At 42.7% G+C, this 15,860-nt stretch carries 14 protein-coding genes, 1 other RNA gene and 1 pseudogene; 11 read left to right on the forward strand and 5 right to left on the reverse strand.

The features are described 5' to 3' along the window. Positions 1-2 precede the first annotated feature (2 nt). From tpiA to eno, 3 genes are read left to right on the forward strand one after another with little or no spacing between them, the layout of a single operon-like run. Positions 3-764 carry a triose-phosphate isomerase gene (gene tpiA, locus ACIQXN_RS05070; protein ID WP_402962543.1) on the forward strand — a complete coding sequence of 254 codons (762 nt, stop codon included), beginning with the start codon at positions 3-5 and terminating at the stop codon, positions 762-764. Further along, a complete protein-coding gene (gpmI, locus tag ACIQXN_RS05075) occupies positions 757-2,292 on the forward strand; it encodes a 2,3-bisphosphoglycerate-independent phosphoglycerate mutase (protein WP_402962547.1) in 1,536 nt (511 codons plus the stop codon). The genes tpiA and gpmI overlap by 8 nt, the downstream gene beginning before the upstream one ends. Positions 2,293-2,325: 33 nt before the next feature. Further along, the gene (eno, locus tag ACIQXN_RS05080; RefSeq protein WP_402962551.1) at positions 2,326-3,621 is read left to right on the forward strand and encodes a phosphopyruvate hydratase; all 1,296 of its coding nucleotides are present in this window, start codon (positions 2,326-2,328) and stop codon (positions 3,619-3,621) included. A gap of 43 nt (positions 3,622-3,664) precedes the next feature. On the opposite strand, the gene ACIQXN_RS05085 is transcribed toward eno, so the two are convergent. Then, on the reverse strand, positions 3,665-3,943 hold the full coding sequence (locus ACIQXN_RS05085) for a YesK family protein (protein ID WP_402962555.1): 279 nt from the start codon (positions 3,941-3,943) through the stop codon (positions 3,665-3,667). A gap of 128 nt (positions 3,944-4,071) precedes the next feature. On the opposite strand from ACIQXN_RS05085, the gene ACIQXN_RS05090 reads away from it, so the two are divergent. After that, complete coding sequence (locus ACIQXN_RS05090) at positions 4,072-4,686, forward strand: hypothetical protein (protein ID WP_402962559.1); 615 nt, start codon at positions 4,072-4,074, stop codon at positions 4,684-4,686. A 101-nt stretch (positions 4,687-4,787) separates the two neighbouring features. On the opposite strand, the gene ACIQXN_RS05095 is transcribed toward ACIQXN_RS05090, so the two are convergent. Both ACIQXN_RS05095 and ACIQXN_RS05100 read right to left on the reverse strand, forming a co-directional pair. Beyond that, on the reverse strand, positions 4,788-5,609 hold the full coding sequence (locus ACIQXN_RS05095; protein WP_402962563.1) for a M15 family metallopeptidase: 822 nt from the start codon (positions 5,607-5,609) through the stop codon (positions 4,788-4,790). A gap of 51 nt (positions 5,610-5,660) precedes the next feature. Beyond that, a complete protein-coding gene (locus tag ACIQXN_RS05100; RefSeq protein ID WP_402962567.1) occupies positions 5,661-6,209 on the reverse strand; it encodes a hypothetical protein in 549 nt (182 codons plus the stop codon). 176 nt (positions 6,210-6,385) lie between these two features. On the opposite strand from ACIQXN_RS05100, the gene secG reads away from it, so the two are divergent. The 6 genes and pseudogenes from secG to ACIQXN_RS05130 all read left to right on the forward strand — a co-directional run. After that, positions 6,386-6,619: a preprotein translocase subunit SecG gene (gene secG / locus ACIQXN_RS05105; RefSeq protein ID WP_402870772.1), complete on the forward strand. Its 234-nt coding sequence runs from the start codon at positions 6,386-6,388 to the stop codon at positions 6,617-6,619. 126 nt (positions 6,620-6,745) lie between these two features. Then, positions 6,746-7,492 carry an alpha/beta hydrolase gene (locus ACIQXN_RS05110; protein ID WP_402962571.1) on the forward strand — a complete coding sequence of 249 codons (747 nt, stop codon included), beginning with the start codon at positions 6,746-6,748 and terminating at the stop codon, positions 7,490-7,492. Positions 7,493-7,525: 33 nt separating this feature from the next. Then, entirely contained in the window at positions 7,526-9,895 is a 2,370-nt protein-coding gene (gene rnr, locus ACIQXN_RS05115) for a ribonuclease R (protein WP_402962575.1), read from the forward strand. 57 nt (positions 9,896-9,952) lie between these two features. Further along, positions 9,953-10,420 (forward strand): SsrA-binding protein SmpB, encoded by a 468-nt coding sequence (gene smpB / locus ACIQXN_RS05120; RefSeq protein ID WP_402962579.1) that lies wholly within the window; start codon positions 9,953-9,955, stop codon positions 10,418-10,420. Between the two features lie 123 nt (positions 10,421-10,543). After that, positions 10,544-10,906, forward strand: a transfer-messenger RNA (tmRNA) gene (gene ssrA, locus ACIQXN_RS05125). 523 nt (positions 10,907-11,429) lie between these two features. Further along, positions 11,430-11,720 (forward strand): annotated as a pseudogene (locus ACIQXN_RS05130) (group II intron maturase-specific domain-containing protein); the annotation flags it as partial. 200 nt (positions 11,721-11,920) lie between these two features. On the opposite strand, the gene ACIQXN_RS05135 reads toward ACIQXN_RS05130, so the two are convergent. Further along, positions 11,921-12,658 (reverse strand): glycosyltransferase, encoded by a 738-nt coding sequence (locus ACIQXN_RS05135; protein WP_402962583.1) that lies wholly within the window; start codon positions 12,656-12,658, stop codon positions 11,921-11,923. A gap of 365 nt (positions 12,659-13,023) precedes the next feature. Between ACIQXN_RS05135 and ACIQXN_RS05140 the strand changes: the two genes are divergently transcribed. Beyond that, complete coding sequence (locus ACIQXN_RS05140) at positions 13,024-14,679, forward strand: FAD-binding dehydrogenase (RefSeq protein ID WP_402962587.1); 1,656 nt, start codon at positions 13,024-13,026, stop codon at positions 14,677-14,679. Positions 14,680-14,736: 57 nt separating this feature from the next. Here the strand turns inward: ACIQXN_RS05140 and ACIQXN_RS05145 are convergent, their stop codons facing one another. Then, complete coding sequence (locus ACIQXN_RS05145) at positions 14,737-15,786, reverse strand: Mrp/NBP35 family ATP-binding protein (RefSeq protein WP_402962592.1); 1,050 nt, start codon at positions 15,784-15,786, stop codon at positions 14,737-14,739. Between the last annotated feature and the right edge of the window lie 74 nt (positions 15,787-15,860).

A 15,860-nucleotide genomic window follows, 5' to 3' on the forward strand; every position in this document is an offset into this window, starting at 1 on the left:
AAATGAGAAAACCGATTATTGCAGGAAACTGGAAAATGAATAAAACTTTATCAGAAGCGACTGGCTTTTTAGAAGAAGTGAGCACGTTAATCCCCAAGTCAGATAAAATTGACACGGTAGTCTGTGCTCCAGCATTATTTCTGAATCAGCTTGTTCAATCAGCACAAGGAACAGATGTGAAGATTGGTGCACAAAACATGCATTATGAAGAAAATGGCGCCTTCACTGGAGAAATCAGCCCGATTTCCCTAGCTGATATCGGAGTTTCTTATGTAATCCTTGGTCATTCTGAACGTCGTGAAATGTTTAATGAAACAGATGAAGCCGTGAATAAGAAAGCCCATGCTGCTTTCAAAAATAAGCTGACTCCTATCGTTTGCTGTGGAGAGACGCTTGAACAAAGGGAAGCTGGCGAAACGAATGATTTCGTTGGAGGACAGATTGAAAAAGGCCTAGCAGGTCTATCTGAAGATCAATTGAAACAAACCGTCATTGCCTATGAACCAATTTGGGCCATCGGAACAGGGAAGTCTTCATCTGCTGAAGATGCAAATGAAGTGTGTGCCCATATCCGTTCCGTTGTGGCTGACAAGTTTTCTAAAGAAGCGGCAGAAGCGATCCGCATTCAATATGGTGGTAGCGTGAAACCTGAAAACATCAAAGAATATATGGCTCAACCAGATATCGATGGTGCTTTGGTTGGTGGCGCAAGCTTGAAGCCTGATTCATTTTTACAATTGCTGGAGGCTGGTCAATATGAGTAAAAAGCCTGTCGCTCTTATTATCTTGGACGGATTTGGATGCCGGAAAGAAGAAGAGGGAAATGCTGTTTATCATGCGAAAAAGCCTAATTTTGACCGTTATTGGGATCAATATCCCCACTCGCATTTAATTGCAAGTGGAGAAGCTGTAGGACTACCAGATGGTCAAATGGGGAATTCTGAAGTAGGGCACTTGAATATCGGGGCAGGGCGGATTGTCTACCAAAGCTTGACGCGTGTCAATCTTGCCATTCGTGAAGGGGACTTTGCGGAAAACCCAACATTAGTTGATGCTATGAACCATGCCAAGGAAAAGGGTACGGCCCTTCACTTATTCGGTTTACTTTCTGATGGTGGCGTACACAGTCATATTGAGCATTTATATGCCCTTCTGAAACTGGCTGCTAAAGAAGGCGTCAAAGATGTATTTGTTCATGCATTTCTTGATGGCCGTGATGTCGGACCGAAAACGGCAAAAGGCTATATCGAGGCAGCAGAGGCAAAAATGAAGGAAATCGGCGTCGGACAATTCGCGACCATTTCCGGACGTTATTATTCCATGGATCGTGACAAACGCTGGGAGCGTGTGGAGAAATCCTACCGTTCGATGGTATACGGAGATGGACCTGCATATGGTTCTGCGATGGAGTGTGTAGACGATTCTTATGAACATGGTATTTTCGATGAGTTCGTGATCCCTTCGGTCATCACAGCGGAAGATGGAAAGCCTGTAGCGACAATACAGGACGAAGACGCCGTTATTTTCTATAACTTCCGTCCAGACCGTGCCATCCAGATATCCAATACATTCACGAACAAGGACTTCCGTTCATTTGATCGTGGTCCGGGCCATCCTGAGCAGCTTCATTTTGTCTGTTTGACACATTTCTCGGAAACTGTTGACGGATATGTTGCTTTTAAGCCGACAAATCTTGATAATACATTAGGAGAAGTACTTTCTCAAAATAATCTTACACAGCTTCGTATCGCCGAAACGGAAAAATATCCACATGTGACGTTTTTCATGAGCGGTGGTCGTGAAGAGAAGTTTCCTGGAGAAGAGAGGATCCTAATTAATTCTCCAAAGGTTGCTACATACGATTTACAACCTGAAATGAGTGCCTATGAAGTGACGGATGCTTTGCTGGAGCAAATTGAGGCGGACCGCTTTGATGCGATTCTCTTGAACTTTGCCAATCCTGATATGGTCGGCCATTCAGGGATGCTAGAGCCTACTATTAAAGCGATAGAGACGGTGGATGAATGCCTTGGTAAGATTGTTGACCTCATCGTTGCAAAAGGTGGTACAGCCATCATTACGGCTGACCACGGAAATGCTGATGAAGTCGTAACGCTTGAAGGAAATCCGATGACAGCTCATACAACCAATCCTGTTCCTGTCATTGTCACGCAAAATCAGGTAACATTAAGAACAGATGGAATTCTAGGTGATTTAGCTCCAACGATCCTTGATTTGCTTGGAGTCGAAAAACCTGTTGAAATGACAGGTAAATCCCTATTATCTAAATAAAATAAAACAGCAATAAAAAAGGAGAGATTTATAATGCCGTATATCGAACACGTATATGCACGCGAAGTACTAGATTCTCGTGGTAATCCAACAATAGAAGTAGAAATTCAAACAGAGTCAGGATACTTTGGCCGTGCAATAGTGCCGTCTGGTGCATCAACAGGTGAACATGAAGCAGTAGAGCTTCGTGACGGGGATAAATCTCGTTACCTTGGTAAAGGTGTACAAAATGCAGTAGATAACGTAAATAATATCATTGCTGAAGCAGTCATTGGCTTGGATGTAACCAATCAAGCTGGTCTTGACCTTACAATGATTGAATTAGATGGTACAGAAAATAAAGGAAACCTAGGTGCTAATGCAATTCTTGGTGTTTCTATGGCTGCTGCTCATGCTGCTGCAGAATTTTCAGGACTGCCATTGTATCGCTACCTTGGAGGATTCAATGCCAAACAACTTCCAACTCCAATGATGAACATCATCAACGGTGGATCACATGCGGATAACAATGTGGATTTCCAAGAATTCATGATTCTTCCTGTCGGTGCTCCTAGCTTTAAAGAAGCAGTACGTATGGGTGCGGAAGTATTCCATGCATTGAAATCGGTTCTTGCTTCTAAAGGCTTAAACACTGCTGTCGGTGACGAAGGTGGATTTGCACCAAACCTTGGTTCAAACCGTGAAGCGCTTCAAGTCATCATTGAAGCTATCGAAAAAGCAGGTTACAAAGCTGGCGAAGATATCTATCTTGGTATGGACGTTGCTTCTTCTGAATTCTATAACAAAGAAACAGGCAAATACGATCTTGCTGGCGAAGGCCGCAATGGTGTGACTTCTGAAGAAATGGTCGCTTTCTATGAAGAACTAGTGAATGAATTCCCAATTCTATCTATTGAAGATGGCTTGGACGAAAACGACTGGGATGGCCACAAGCTTCTAACAGAACGCCTAGGCACTAAAGTTCAATTGGTTGGTGACGATTTATTCGTAACGAACACGAAAAAATTGGCTGAAGGTATAGAAAAAGGTATCGGCAACTCAATCTTAATCAAAGTAAACCAAATCGGTACATTGACGGAAACGTTTGATGCAATCGAGATGGCAAAACGTGCTGGTTACACAGCGGTCGTTTCTCACCGCTCTGGTGAAACAGAAGATGCCACAATTGCTGACATCGCTGTTGCGACAAATGCAGGGCAAATCAAAACAGGTTCCATGTCCCGTACAGACCGTATTGCTAAGTACAACCAACTTCTTCGCATCGAAGACCAACTTGGTGACTTGGCTGTCTATGGCGGCTTGAAATCTTTCTATAACTTGAAGAAATAATAAATGAAAAAACACTCCGCTTCGGAACAGAAGCGGAGTGTTTTTATATACTCTCATCGGTAGCCCTAACTCCCTTACTAATCATGAAAGAGACACATGCAACAAGTATCAGAAAAAAGGAAAGGAATCCATAACCTACCCCTTCAAATCCTCTTATGTAGACAATACTAATATAAAGTAGGATAAGGGCCGAAATTACGGCTATAGTTCCAGGTAACATCTTTATTAGAGGAGAAACTCCTTTTTTACTAAGCCACCAAGTAAGCGTCCATATAATTATTCCTGGTATAAGAGCCACCAGCATAGGACCAAAAATCATCATAAAACCCTCTCCTTATACTTCTTGTAATATTTTATCATAAATTACCATTTTTACATATTTATAGTATGATAAATAAATCGATATTTAACGTTGTATATTCTTATGCTAGGAAGGGTTGGAGGAACTTTATGGTCAGATGGAAAGAGCTAATGAGGATTCTTTTCTTAAATGGTATTCTGTGTTTGCTGTTGGGAATCCTGGTAGGGTGTGATGGGGATAAAAGTGAGGAATCGACAGCTGACTCTAAAGAAAGCCACTTAGTTTTAGAATCAAAAGAGGAAGGGGAAATAAAAAGGGATGATGCAGAAGACATCGATCCAGAGGGAAGTATGGACCCAAATGTAGATGCTAAGCAAGACGTAGAGACTCTTGCGGAGTTTTCAAGTGAACAAGTCGAATATGCAAGGATTTGGTTACAACTTGGTGCGAACCAAGATCTAGATGAATTAAATGTGAGGCACATTACGGCCGGCACACCCCTCAATCCTTATGATGAAACCAGTGAGAATTATCCAGAAGATGTTACCCAATTAGCGGGTTCCCGTTTAGTAGATGGATCCGTAACGTATAGCAGTAATCGAAATGGTTCCATTAATGTATATAACGTTCCTTTACTTTTGGATGTCAGTCATCCCGATAATTTCTATACAGAGATTATTAAAAATAAAAAGCTAGTGTACGTTAACCCTGGCGATGATGAAAAAGTTATCGAATTAATCAACTTGCTACATGTACATAATTGAGCCAATGGTATAGACCTAAAATTACATTTCATATTAGTGAAAAATTTAATCAAACGTTTGATTAAATGAAAACAGGGTGCCCGCGGCGGACACCCTGTTTGTTATTTCTCCGTACTGGCTTCTACCGGTACAGCATTATAGTATTCTTCCAAGGTCATGTTCGCATCATATATTTCCGTAGCGACATCGACTCCGACATAACGGATATGCCATGGTTCATATTTGTAGCCCGTGATGTCTTCTTTGCCTTTAGGATAGCGGATGATGAAACCATAATCGTGGGCGTTCTTTGCTAGCCATGCAGATTCATCTGAGTCACCGAAGCAGTCTTGGGCAGCACAGGCTCCATCGTGTGTCGTGACGTCGATGGATAGGCCTGTTTCATGCTCACTTGTCCCGGGAAGGGCACTGTAGGTTTTGGCTATTTCTTCTCCGTCTTTAGCGACATAGTTACTAAAGATGGAGATTTGTGTTTGGTGAGAGCGGTAGGCGGAAACGCCGGCTAAATGCATATTCTCCTTTTCAGCCGCTTGGAACATTTTCTCCAGGGCTTTTCCCGCTTCTTTTCTCATCATTCTTTTCTCGATTTTATCTTCGAAGATGAAATCGACTTTAGGGTAAATCAGGTCGGTCGGTTTGTAACTTTCAGGAAGGCTGTATTGTTTATTGACCAGAACAGGTATGCTCTCCGGCTCAGCCAATGTCTGAAGGCCTTCCTGGGCAGGTTTAGCGGTTGTATCGACTGCAACCTCATGTTTGACTTGTCCCGTAGAATCTTCCTTCTTAGGTTCTTCTGAGGCATTCTGGGATGTTTGTTGCTCTTCTTTTTCTTCTATTTTTTTGTCCGTCGAAAAATCAAACGAACATCCAGCCAATAATATGAAAGAGGATAGAGCAGTTGCAGTGAATATAGGTTTTAACATATGAAAGCTCCTTGCTTTAAATAAGATTTCCAAAAGATAAGTTTCTTTAGATTATCGGGATAAATAGTCCCTTGTTAACTCACGTTGGTATTTATCTAGAAATAAGCCAATCCAGATGATCATTAATAAAAAAGGAAAATCATTACGGATGGCTGTTTCCACTACAGGATTTGACCAAAAGTGTGAAAGGAATCCAGAAGCACTGTTCATCCTAACGGTTTCAAAGGTGACAAGCGCATGTAAGGCTAGCCAAAGAATGGTCAGTGTATTCGTACCAAAACCGATGACGGCGGCTATGATACTTAACAAAACGGCGGCTACTCCCAGCAATAAGACACTGAAGCTTGATTGGAAGAAGTCAATGCTGCTATCGGATAGTCCATTATAAATAATAGCAGTAAAATAAATGGTTGTCGTGATATATGCAGAAAATAATAAATATCGGTTCCCATGGTATTTGGCTAACAGCAGTAGAAGCGGTGAGAGAATGATTAACAGGACGCTTATCAGGTTGCTACCGTTTGTCCAAAGGGAGTAACCGGCCACCGCCGAGAATAGGATGGTCAGTATATCAAGAATCCGAAGTATGGGCTTAAACATAGATACACCTCTTTCTTCTCTTTTTGTAAATTATCTCAAATTTTGATTCAAAAAGAAAACAATGGCTCTAAAGTCTAGGAATTCTTTCCAATATGTCATAACAAAGATTGTAGATACCTTAGGGGTGTGGTAAAGTTAAAGTAATTGTTTATTGGTTCTTCAGGAGGTGTAATTGCATGCATGCATTACTTATAACGCTTTTAGTGATTGTTAGTATCGCGCTTATCGTGACGGTATTGCTTCAATCAGGAAAAAGTGCAGGTTTATCAGGTGCGATTGCTGGCGGTGCTGAGCAGTTATTCGGAAAGCAAAAAGCACGCGGCTTAGACCTTGTCCTTCATCGGGCAACGATTGTATTAGCTGTTTTATTCTTTGCTTTAACTTTACTTGTTGCGTACTTTGATGTGTAATCGATCAAAAATGAGTCTAGCTAAATAGCTAGGCTTTTTTCTTTGCACAATAGTTGCAGGAATAGCTATAGTTAATTTAGAAAGTATAAAACATGCAGATGACAGCAATTAAAGGAGCCAAGATACATGAAAATGAAGCTGCAAGAGCCCTTTACTTTTGAAGGTGGAAAAAGGGCGGTCTTACTGTTACATGGTTTCACGGGTAATTCCGCCGATGTACGGATGCTTGGTCGTTATCTTGAAAAACAAGGATATACTTGTCATGCGCCACACTATAAAGGGCATGGTGTCCCCCCTGAGGAATTAGTGAAAACAGGTCCTTCCGACTGGTGGAAAGATGTGATGATGGCCTATGATTTTTTGAAAGAAAAAGGCCATGAAGAAATTGCTGTTGCGGGACTGTCATTAGGAGGCGTATTTTCTCTTAAATTAGGTTACACTGTACCTATAAAGGGTATCGTATCGATGTGTGCGCCTATGTATATCAAAAGTGAAGAAGCGATGTATAAAGGAGTATTGGACTACGCTAGAGAATTTAAAAAGTATGAAGGAAAGACCCAAGAACAAATCGAACACGAAATGGACCGCTTTGCTGATAAACCCATGGGTACATTAAAGGCTCTTCAGGAATTGATAACCGATGTACGTGAGCACGTAGATCATATCTACGCACCGACTTTTGTCGTGCAGGGTCGACATGATGATGTTATCAATCCTAAAAGTGCAGATATTATTTATGGAACTGTCGAATCGCCCGTTAAGCATATCAAGTGGTATGAAGAGTCTGGGCATGTCATTACCCTTGATAAAGAGCGTGAACAGCTGCATGAAGATGTATTAGGATTTTTAGAAAGCCTGGATTGGTCCGAATAATTAATTAATCATACCCTGAATAGGAGGGTTTTTATGGAAGATAACATTCAAGAACATATAAATAAGCTTCTGACATACATGAAAGATGAAGCATATAAGCCACTTACGGTACAAGAATTGGAAGAGGCCCTTAAAATCGAAGATTCCGCGGACTTCAAGAATTTCGTGAAGGCGCTAGTTAAGATGGAAGAAAAGGGGTTGGTGGTAAGGACGAGAAGCAATCGTTATGGCCTGCCACAAAAAATGAATTTATTCCGAGGTAAATTAACTGGACATGCAAAAGGATTCGCTTTTGTGACACCGGAAGATAATCCTGGAATGGATGATATTTTCATCCCGCCAAATGAAACAGGCACAGCTATGCATGGAGATATCGTCATGGTCAGGGTTTCATCTGAAACATCTGGATCAAGACAAGAAGGTACAGTCATCCGGATCCTTGAACGTGGGATCAAACAAGTGGTCGGTACATACTCTGAAAGCAAAAATTTCGGATTTGTCATTCCAGATGATAAAAAGATTGCCAATGATATCTTCATTCCCCAGCATGCTTCACATGGTGCGGTGGAAGGGCATAAGGTTGTCGTCAAGCTGACGTCTTATCCTGAAGGACGCGTAAGTGCGGAGGGGGAAGTCATTGAGATCCTCGGCCATAAGAACGACCCTGGCGTAGACATTCTATCCGTCATCCATAAATATGGCCTTCCGATGGAATTCCCGGAAGACGTAATGGAGCAGGCCAATGCCGTTTCAGATACCATCAAAGAATCCGAAATTGGGAACCGCCGGGATCTACGCAATGAAATATTGGTTACGATTGATGGAGCGGACGCGAAGGACTTGGATGATGCAGTGGGAGTTACTAAACTCGAAAACGGTAACTACAAGCTCGGCGTACATATCGCCGACGTCAGCCATTATGTGACAGAAGGTTCGCCGATTGATAAGGAAGCCCTTGAAAGAGGGACGAGCGTTTATTTGGTTGACCGGGTCATTCCGATGATTCCACATCGCCTATCAAATGGGATTTGTTCTTTGAATCCGCAAGTCGATCGCTTCACGTTATCATGTGAAATGGAAATCACACCGGATGGGGAAGTCGTTTCTCATGATATTTTTGAAAGTGTCATTAAGACGACAGAACGGATGACATATGGCAATGTGAACAAGATTCTTGTCAATAAAGACGAGGAGCAGATCGAACGCTATGAATCCCTTGTTCCGATGTTTCAGGATATGGAACAATTGGCAGCAATCCTTCGCAAGAAACGGATGAACCGCGGGGCAATCGACTTTGATTTCAGTGAAGCAAGAGTGGTCGTTGATGAAGAAGGTCACCCGACTGATGTTGTTTTACGAGAACGCTCGGTTGCAGAGAAACTGATTGAAGAATTCATGCTAGCGGCTAACGAAACCGTTGCGGAGCATTTCAACCGTCTTGATGTGCCATTCATATACCGTATTCATGAAGATCCAAAACCAGAAAAATTACAACGTTTCTTTGAATTCATCACGAACTTCGGCTATATCGTCCGTGGATCTGCCAATGATGTCCATCCGAAGGCTCTGCAGGAAATCATTCAGGCCGTTGCTGGAAAGCCGGAAGAAACCGTCATTTCAACCGTCATGCTTCGTTCGATGCAACAAGCTAAATATGATCCGGAAAGCTTAGGTCACTTTGGTTTATCAGCCGAGTTTTATACTCATTTCACATCACCGATCCGCCGTTACCCAGATTTAATCGTCCATCGTTTAATTCGGACGTATTTAATCGAAGGGAAACTCGATGAAGCGACTAAAGAGAAGTGGAACGCCATTTTACCGGATATCGCCGACCATACATCGAAACGTGAACGTCGCTCCGTTGACGCAGAACGGGAAACGGATGATTTAAAGAAAGCGGAATACATGTTGGATAAAATTGGCGAAGAGTATACTGGAATCATCGGCTCCGTTACGAACTTCGGAATGTTTGTCGAGTTGCCGAATACCATTGAAGGGCTTGTCCATGTCAGCTTCATGACGGACGATTACTACCGCTTTGATGAACGTCAACTTGCGATGATCGGGGAACGGACAGGGAAGGTGTTCCGGATTGGTGATGAAATCGACATTCGGGTTTCCAATGTCAATAAAGAAGAACGGGCGATTGATTTTGAAATCATCGGCATGAAAGTAAGCCGACCGCGTCCTTCTGGCGAAAAGAAAATTTTCAAAGCCAATTCAGGTTCAGGCGGCCGGAAGCGCAGAGGCGGAGACTCAAGAGGATCTGAAGGGAAAGGCGGCCGTGGTGGTGATAACCGAAACGGTGGAGCTTCTTCTGACAGAAAACCGAAAAAGAAGAAAAAATTCTTTGAAAATGCGCCGGCAGCGAAGCGTAAAAGAAAACCTAAAAAGAGATAAAACGGAAGAGAGGATGCGAGTCATCCTCTCTCCGATTGGATAAAAGGGGAGAGTTAGATGCCAAAAGGCTCAGGAAAGCAATTAGCGCAAAATAAAAAAGCGTATCATGATTTCTTTATTGAACAAACATTTGAAGCAGGTATCGTATTGAAAGGGACCGAGATCAAGGCAATACGTGCAGCCCGACTGAATTTGAAGGATGCTTTTGCCAAAATTGAAAATGGTGAAATCTATCTTTATAATATGCATATCAGTCCTTATGAGCAGGGGAACCAGTTTAACCATGACCCATTGCGTACAAGGAAGCTTCTTTTGCACAAGAAAGAAATCAGTAAACTGATTGGTGAAACGAAGGAAACGGGTTACACCATCGTCCCACTGAAAATGTATTTAAAAAATGGCTTTGCAAAGGTTTTAATTGGGTTAGGTAAAGGGAAGAAACAATATGACAAGCGTGATGACCTGAAGAAGAAAGAAGCAAAACGCGATATCGAGCGTGCTTTCCGCGATCGTCAGAAGATGTAGGGTTGCCAAGACCTTACAATTGATTTTTTGATTCAATCTGTTATAATTAAATTTGTACCGATGACAACTGAATATCAGCCAACTAGCTGACTATTCTTTTCTCGTACGCTCCATTCTAATCATGGGGACGTTACGGATTCGACAGGGATAGTTCGAGCTTAAGTTGCGAGTCGAGGGGATCGGCCTCGTTAAAACGTCAACGCCTATAACTGGCAAACAAAACAACAACCTAGCTTTCGCTGCGTAACAACAGACGTTAAGCTGTTCCTCCCTCCATGGCCCACGTGGTAGGGTAAGGGACTCACTCTAAGTGGGATACGCCGGAATCCACCGTCTGAGGATGAAGGAAGAGACCAATCAGACTAGCTGCTCTGCCGCCTGTCGATAGGCTAATGAGTTCGCGAAATGCGAATATATCGACTACACTCGTAGAAGCTTAAGTGCCGTTATGTCTGGACGTGGGTTCGACTCCCACCGTCTCCACCAATACATATTATTGGTGGTTTTTTGTGTTTTTGTGTCTTGAATCATATTTTTGCCACATAGGCAGCGATATGCTTCAATATACTTTCTGCAAAAATTTACTTCAATAAAATAATATATATAGACAGAATCTGATATTTGAAATATCGGTTTCTGTCTATTTTTATATGCACTTTTATTTATTTGGATTAAAATTTAATAAATAGAAAGAGGAGAGGATGATGTCTTCGTATTCATTAACAAAGGTAGGAAGGCTATGAGAACGATGCTGTATTCCACCATAAATCGCCGAGCATAGGTCGGATCATATAGCGGGTGGGATTCCCGTCGAGTAAGAACTAGCCATTCGCTCGTAGCGAGTCTTGGAGGGCTAAAGGTAACTTTAGTCTTTAAGCGTAGACAGTTAGGTAGCGGGCCGAAAACCAAATGGTTGAAGGGATTGAGCTCCATAATGTTAGTGAATCGAGAGGGCTGATGTCTTACGCACAGCAGAAAGAAAGTACAAGGTAAACTAAAAGAAACGAAAGAATGGCTGAAGAGTAATAGAAGTAAAGGTATTCATATGATTGTGGATAGATTTAAATGCTCACTAATAGGTTATTACAACTATTATTGCATCACTGATAATACCCAAAATGTTAACAACTTCAAAGACGAAATCGAAAAGTTATTGTTTAAATGGCTCAATAGAAGAAGCCAAAGGAAATCCTTTACATGGGATAAATTCAGTCTATTTCTTAATAAATATCCACTTCCATCACCAAGAATAAAAGTCAATATATACGATTCAAGAAAAGAGATTAGCTACATTCTGTAAATGTTAACTAGGAGGAGCCGTGTGCGTTAATAGCGCAAGCACGGTTCTGTGAGGGGGAGAGTCCAATTTACCGCAAGGTAGAAAGGCTCTTCCTTCTACTCGACTCGTATTATAGAGTTAACCAGTTTTTACTGGTTAAACTCCTTTTTTTATAGGACCTATTATTTAGGGCTGGGGAATATCCGCCAGCCCTTTCCTGCTTAATAATCATAATACAATTCTTCCGCCCGCTTCTTGTCCGTTCCCTTCAGATAAGACCATATATAGCGAGGGTCTTTGACCATAATCCAATCCCCGAATTTATCAAACTTTCTGCTTGATGTGAGCATGCCAAAAGGGATGATGCCGAAAAGCTTTCGATTTACCAGCCCCCACATCATCAGCCGATGGGCAAAATCAGCGTCTTCGGCCATAAGCAATTCCTCATTGAATCCGTTAATGGCCACGAAATCTTTTCTGTAGCACCAGAATATCCCAACTGAAATCAAACCATACTTGATTAGCATTGGAATGGATATGGCTGCAACAGATGTTAGAATCCCCAAAGACATACGGTCAAATAACCCGGATGTCCCGCCACCGATAAATAACCCGCTCGATAATAACAAATTCACTCTAGATAGGAATCCTTTAGACATTTTGGTATCTGCATCTATCGTAATCAGAATATCTCCAGTGGCAACTTTCGCCCCTGCATTTCTAATTTTCGAAAGATTTTTGTCCTTATTTTTGATCGTGATCGCATTATAGGATTTTGCGATTTCCTCCGTCCGATCTGTACACCGATTCAACACAACAATAATTTCAATCTGATCCTTATACCGCTTTGAAGCAGCTTTGATGGATTCCAGACACCCCGCTATATATTTTTCTTCATTGTGGGCAGGTATGATGATAGAAAACTTCTTATTCCTATTTTCCCGTGTCAATTTTCTCACCCTTTCTTTATATAATTTAAATTCAAAAAGTGTCAGCTTAGAAGATTGATTCTAATAACACTCAGTTATATAAAATATGAAAAAAGTGACGGATTGCTTGTACATCTTTCCTGTTTCTTATAAGAATGTTAGTGGATTCAACGAATTTACAAATGAAGTTATATAAAAATATAGGAAAATGAGACGGAGTAAGTGGTATACATTTGGGAAACTGACGGATAAATCTTTATGTGTTCAATTGTCATAGACAAGTTAGACTTTTTTTTATTTAAGAAGGAAATCGGGTCTGTTCCAGGGAATGTAAGGACTATATTCTTACAATGTAAGCAAATATAAATTCTTTGAACCAAATCGGAGGAATGGACATGGATTTTGACGTAATCGTTGTCGGAGCTGGTCTTGCAGGGTTAGTGGCCACGGCAGAGCTAGCTGATGCCGGGAAGCGGGTTCTACTTTTGGATCAAGAGCCAGAGACTTCCATGGGAGGGCAGGCGTGGTGGTCCTTTGGCGGTTTATTCCTTGTGGATTCACCTGAGCAACGAAGGATGGGAATCAAGGATTCTAAGGAACTTGCGTGGCAAGATTGGTTGGGCACGGCTGGGTTTGATAGGGAAGAGGATGAAGATTATTGGGGCAAGAAATGGGCGGAGGCATATGTCGAGTTCGCTGCCGGGGAAAAAAGGGAATGGTTATCCTCCCAAGGCATAGGCTTCTTTCCGGTAGTCGGCTGGGCGGAGCGCGGTGGCTATCTGGCTGAAGGCCATGGCAATTCGGTCCCAAGGTTTCATATCGTGTGGGGGACGGGGCCTGGCATTGTTAAACCGTTTGAAGAGCGAGTTCGCAAGGCCATGGAAAAGGGGCTTGTCGATTATCGACCCCGTCATCGCGTCAATGAATTGATTACGGAAAATGATGCTGTAATCGGGGTGGAAGGTTCCGTACTCGTTCCAAGCTCTGCGGCTCGAGGAGAAGCAAGTTCCCGTGAAGTGGCTGGGGATTTCATCTTCCGTTCGCAGGCAGTTCTTGTCACAAGTGGTGGAATTGGTGCTAATCATGATCTAATCAGGACAAATTGGCCTGCCAGACTGGGTGATGCACCGAAGTCGATGATTTCAGGTGTACCGGAGCATGTGGACGGAAGGATGCTCGCCATCACGGAAAAAGCGGGTGGGAGGATCGTCAATCGAGACCGGATGTGGCACTATACGGAAGGGATTAAAAACTGGGATCCTATTTGGAACAAGCATGGGATTCGCATCCTTCCTGGTCCATCCTCACTTTGGCTGGACGCAAAGGGACAGCGGTTTCCAGCCCCGAATTTTCCCGGATTCGATACATTGGGGACTCTGGAAGCAATCCAGAAGACTGGATATGATTATTCCTGGTTCATTTTGACGCAAAAAATCATTGAAAAAGAGTTTGCCTTGTCTGGTTCCGAGCAAAATCCTGATTTGACAGGGAAGAGCATTCGAAAGGTCTTATCTCGTGTACTGCCGGGTGCCCCGGCTCCTGTACAAGCCTTTATGGATAAGGGAGAGGACTTTGTTATAGCGCATACTGTATCAGAACTCGTCGACGGCATGAATAAGATCACTGGGGAGAATTTATTGATTGCTGAACATATAGAAAAGCAAATTTTAGCGAGGGACCGGGAGATGGAGAACAAATTCACGAAAGACTTGCAGATCACAGCTCTGCGTGGTGCACGAAGTTATATCGGTGACAGGTTTGTGAGGGTGGCTTCCCCTCATAAACTTCTCGATCCAAAGAAGGGACCACTGATCGCCGTACGATTACATATAGTCAGCAGAAAGACGCTTGGAGGATTGCAGACGGATTTATCTGGTCAGGTGCTTAACGTAAAAGGAAAACCCGTGCCAGGGCTTTATGCCGCGGGGGAGGTATCAGGCTTCGGAGGTGGCGGTGTCCACGGCTATCGATCCATGGAAGGGACATTTCTAGGCGGATGTTTATTCTCGGGGAGACAGGCCGGACGTGCGATTGCGAAGCATATAGAATGACGAATTTACCTTTTGAAAATGAAAAAGGTTGACTCGAATTGAGTCAACCTTTAACGATTATGATTGATTGATGATGTCTTCCGCTATTGAATTGAATACTTCGCCGATATACGATTCTTCATCAAATACATTAGCATCGTTATTTTCTTTACGATTAGAGAATGGGATGGTCGCAATCACTTCTGTTTCAAGACGTTTAGCCAGTATTTCTCCGCCGCCTTTACCAAATAGGAAGTTCTTCGATCCATCTTGTTCTTCGAAATAGGCCATGTTTTCGATAACGCCCATGATTTCATGTTTAGTATGTTTAGCCATGGCACCTGCTCTTGAAGCGACAAAAGAAGCGACATTATGTGGTGTAGTTACAATGATTTCCTTGCCTTGTGGAATCATGGCTGCCACATCAATCGCTACGTCGCCCGTACCAGGAGGTAGATCAAGCAACATGTAATCTAGCTCTCCCCAATGCGTGTTCACAAGGAAATTTTTGATCCATTTATTCAGCATCGGTCCACGCCACATGACAGGATTGTCATCGGCCGCGAAAAAGCCCATCGACATGACTTTCACACCATGGCTCTCAACCGGGATGACGGTTTGGTCGATCATCGTTGGCTTTTGGGTGATGCCCATCATGGCCGGTACGCTGAAACCGTAAATATCGGCATCCAGGATCCCGACTCGTTTGCCCATGCGTGCTAATGCGACAGCAAGGTTGATCGTAACGGTGGATTTACCGACGCCGCCTTTACCACTTGTGATGGCAATGAAGTTCACTCCAGAATCAGGAGCGAGCATTTTTGGCATGCCTGTTTCGGTCGTCGCATTGCCTTTTAATACTTTCGTCAAGGTTTCGCGTTCTTCTTGAGTCATGGCTCCGAATTTCAAGGATACGCTTAGAGCCCCGATGTTTCGTAACGAGTTTTCGATATCTTCTTGAATCTTGTTTTTTAATGGACATCCTTGAATGGTAAGGACAACTTCTAGTGACACATGGCCTTCCATGATTCTAACGTCGCGGACCATATTCAGTTCTACGATACTTCTATGCAGTTCAGGGTCTTCAACATGTCTTAAGGCATCTATGACGTTTTCTTGTGTAATCATTTCATCCGTCCTTTTTCATCATGAGTTTAAAAAAGACTCAAAAGAGGCAGTACCTCTTTTAAGCCTTCAGTCTA

It is taken from the genome of Peribacillus sp. NPDC097295, from assembly GCF_044761665.1.
Lineage (GTDB): Bacteria > Bacillota > Bacilli > Bacillales > DSM-1321 > Peribacillus.

Bases quoted from the DNA above. Each gene is read 5' to 3' on its own strand.
- ACIQXN_RS05100 (WP_402962567.1), bottom strand. From the start codon at position 6,209: ATGTTTAAGCCCATACTTCGGATTCTTGATATACTGACCATCCTATTC.
- smpB (WP_402962579.1), top strand. From the start codon at position 9,953: ATGCCAAAAGGCTCAGGAAAGCAATTAGCGCAAAATAAAAAAGCGTAT.
- ACIQXN_RS05095 (WP_402962563.1), bottom strand. From the start codon at position 5,609: ATGTTAAAACCTATATTCACTGCAACTGCTCTATCCTCTTTCATATTA.
- gpmI (WP_402962547.1), top strand. From the start codon at position 757: ATGAGTAAAAAGCCTGTCGCTCTTATTATCTTGGACGGATTTGGATGC.
- eno (WP_402962551.1), top strand. From the start codon at position 2,326: ATGCCGTATATCGAACACGTATATGCACGCGAAGTACTAGATTCTCGT.
- secG (WP_402870772.1), top strand. From the start codon at position 6,386: ATGCATGCATTACTTATAACGCTTTTAGTGATTGTTAGTATCGCGCTT.
- ACIQXN_RS05140 (WP_402962587.1), top strand. From the start codon at position 13,024: ATGGATTTTGACGTAATCGTTGTCGGAGCTGGTCTTGCAGGGTTAGTG.
- ACIQXN_RS05090 (WP_402962559.1), top strand. From the start codon at position 4,072: ATGGTCAGATGGAAAGAGCTAATGAGGATTCTTTTCTTAAATGGTATT.
- tpiA (WP_402962543.1), top strand. From the start codon at position 3: ATGAGAAAACCGATTATTGCAGGAAACTGGAAAATGAATAAAACTTTA.
- ACIQXN_RS05110 (WP_402962571.1), top strand. From the start codon at position 6,746: ATGAAAATGAAGCTGCAAGAGCCCTTTACTTTTGAAGGTGGAAAAAGG.
- ACIQXN_RS05145 (WP_402962592.1), bottom strand. From the start codon at position 15,786: ATGATTACACAAGAAAACGTCATAGATGCCTTAAGACATGTTGAAGAC.
- rnr (WP_402962575.1), top strand. From the start codon at position 7,526: ATGGAAGATAACATTCAAGAACATATAAATAAGCTTCTGACATACATG.
- ACIQXN_RS05085 (WP_402962555.1), bottom strand. From the start codon at position 3,943: ATGATGATTTTTGGTCCTATGCTGGTGGCTCTTATACCAGGAATAATT.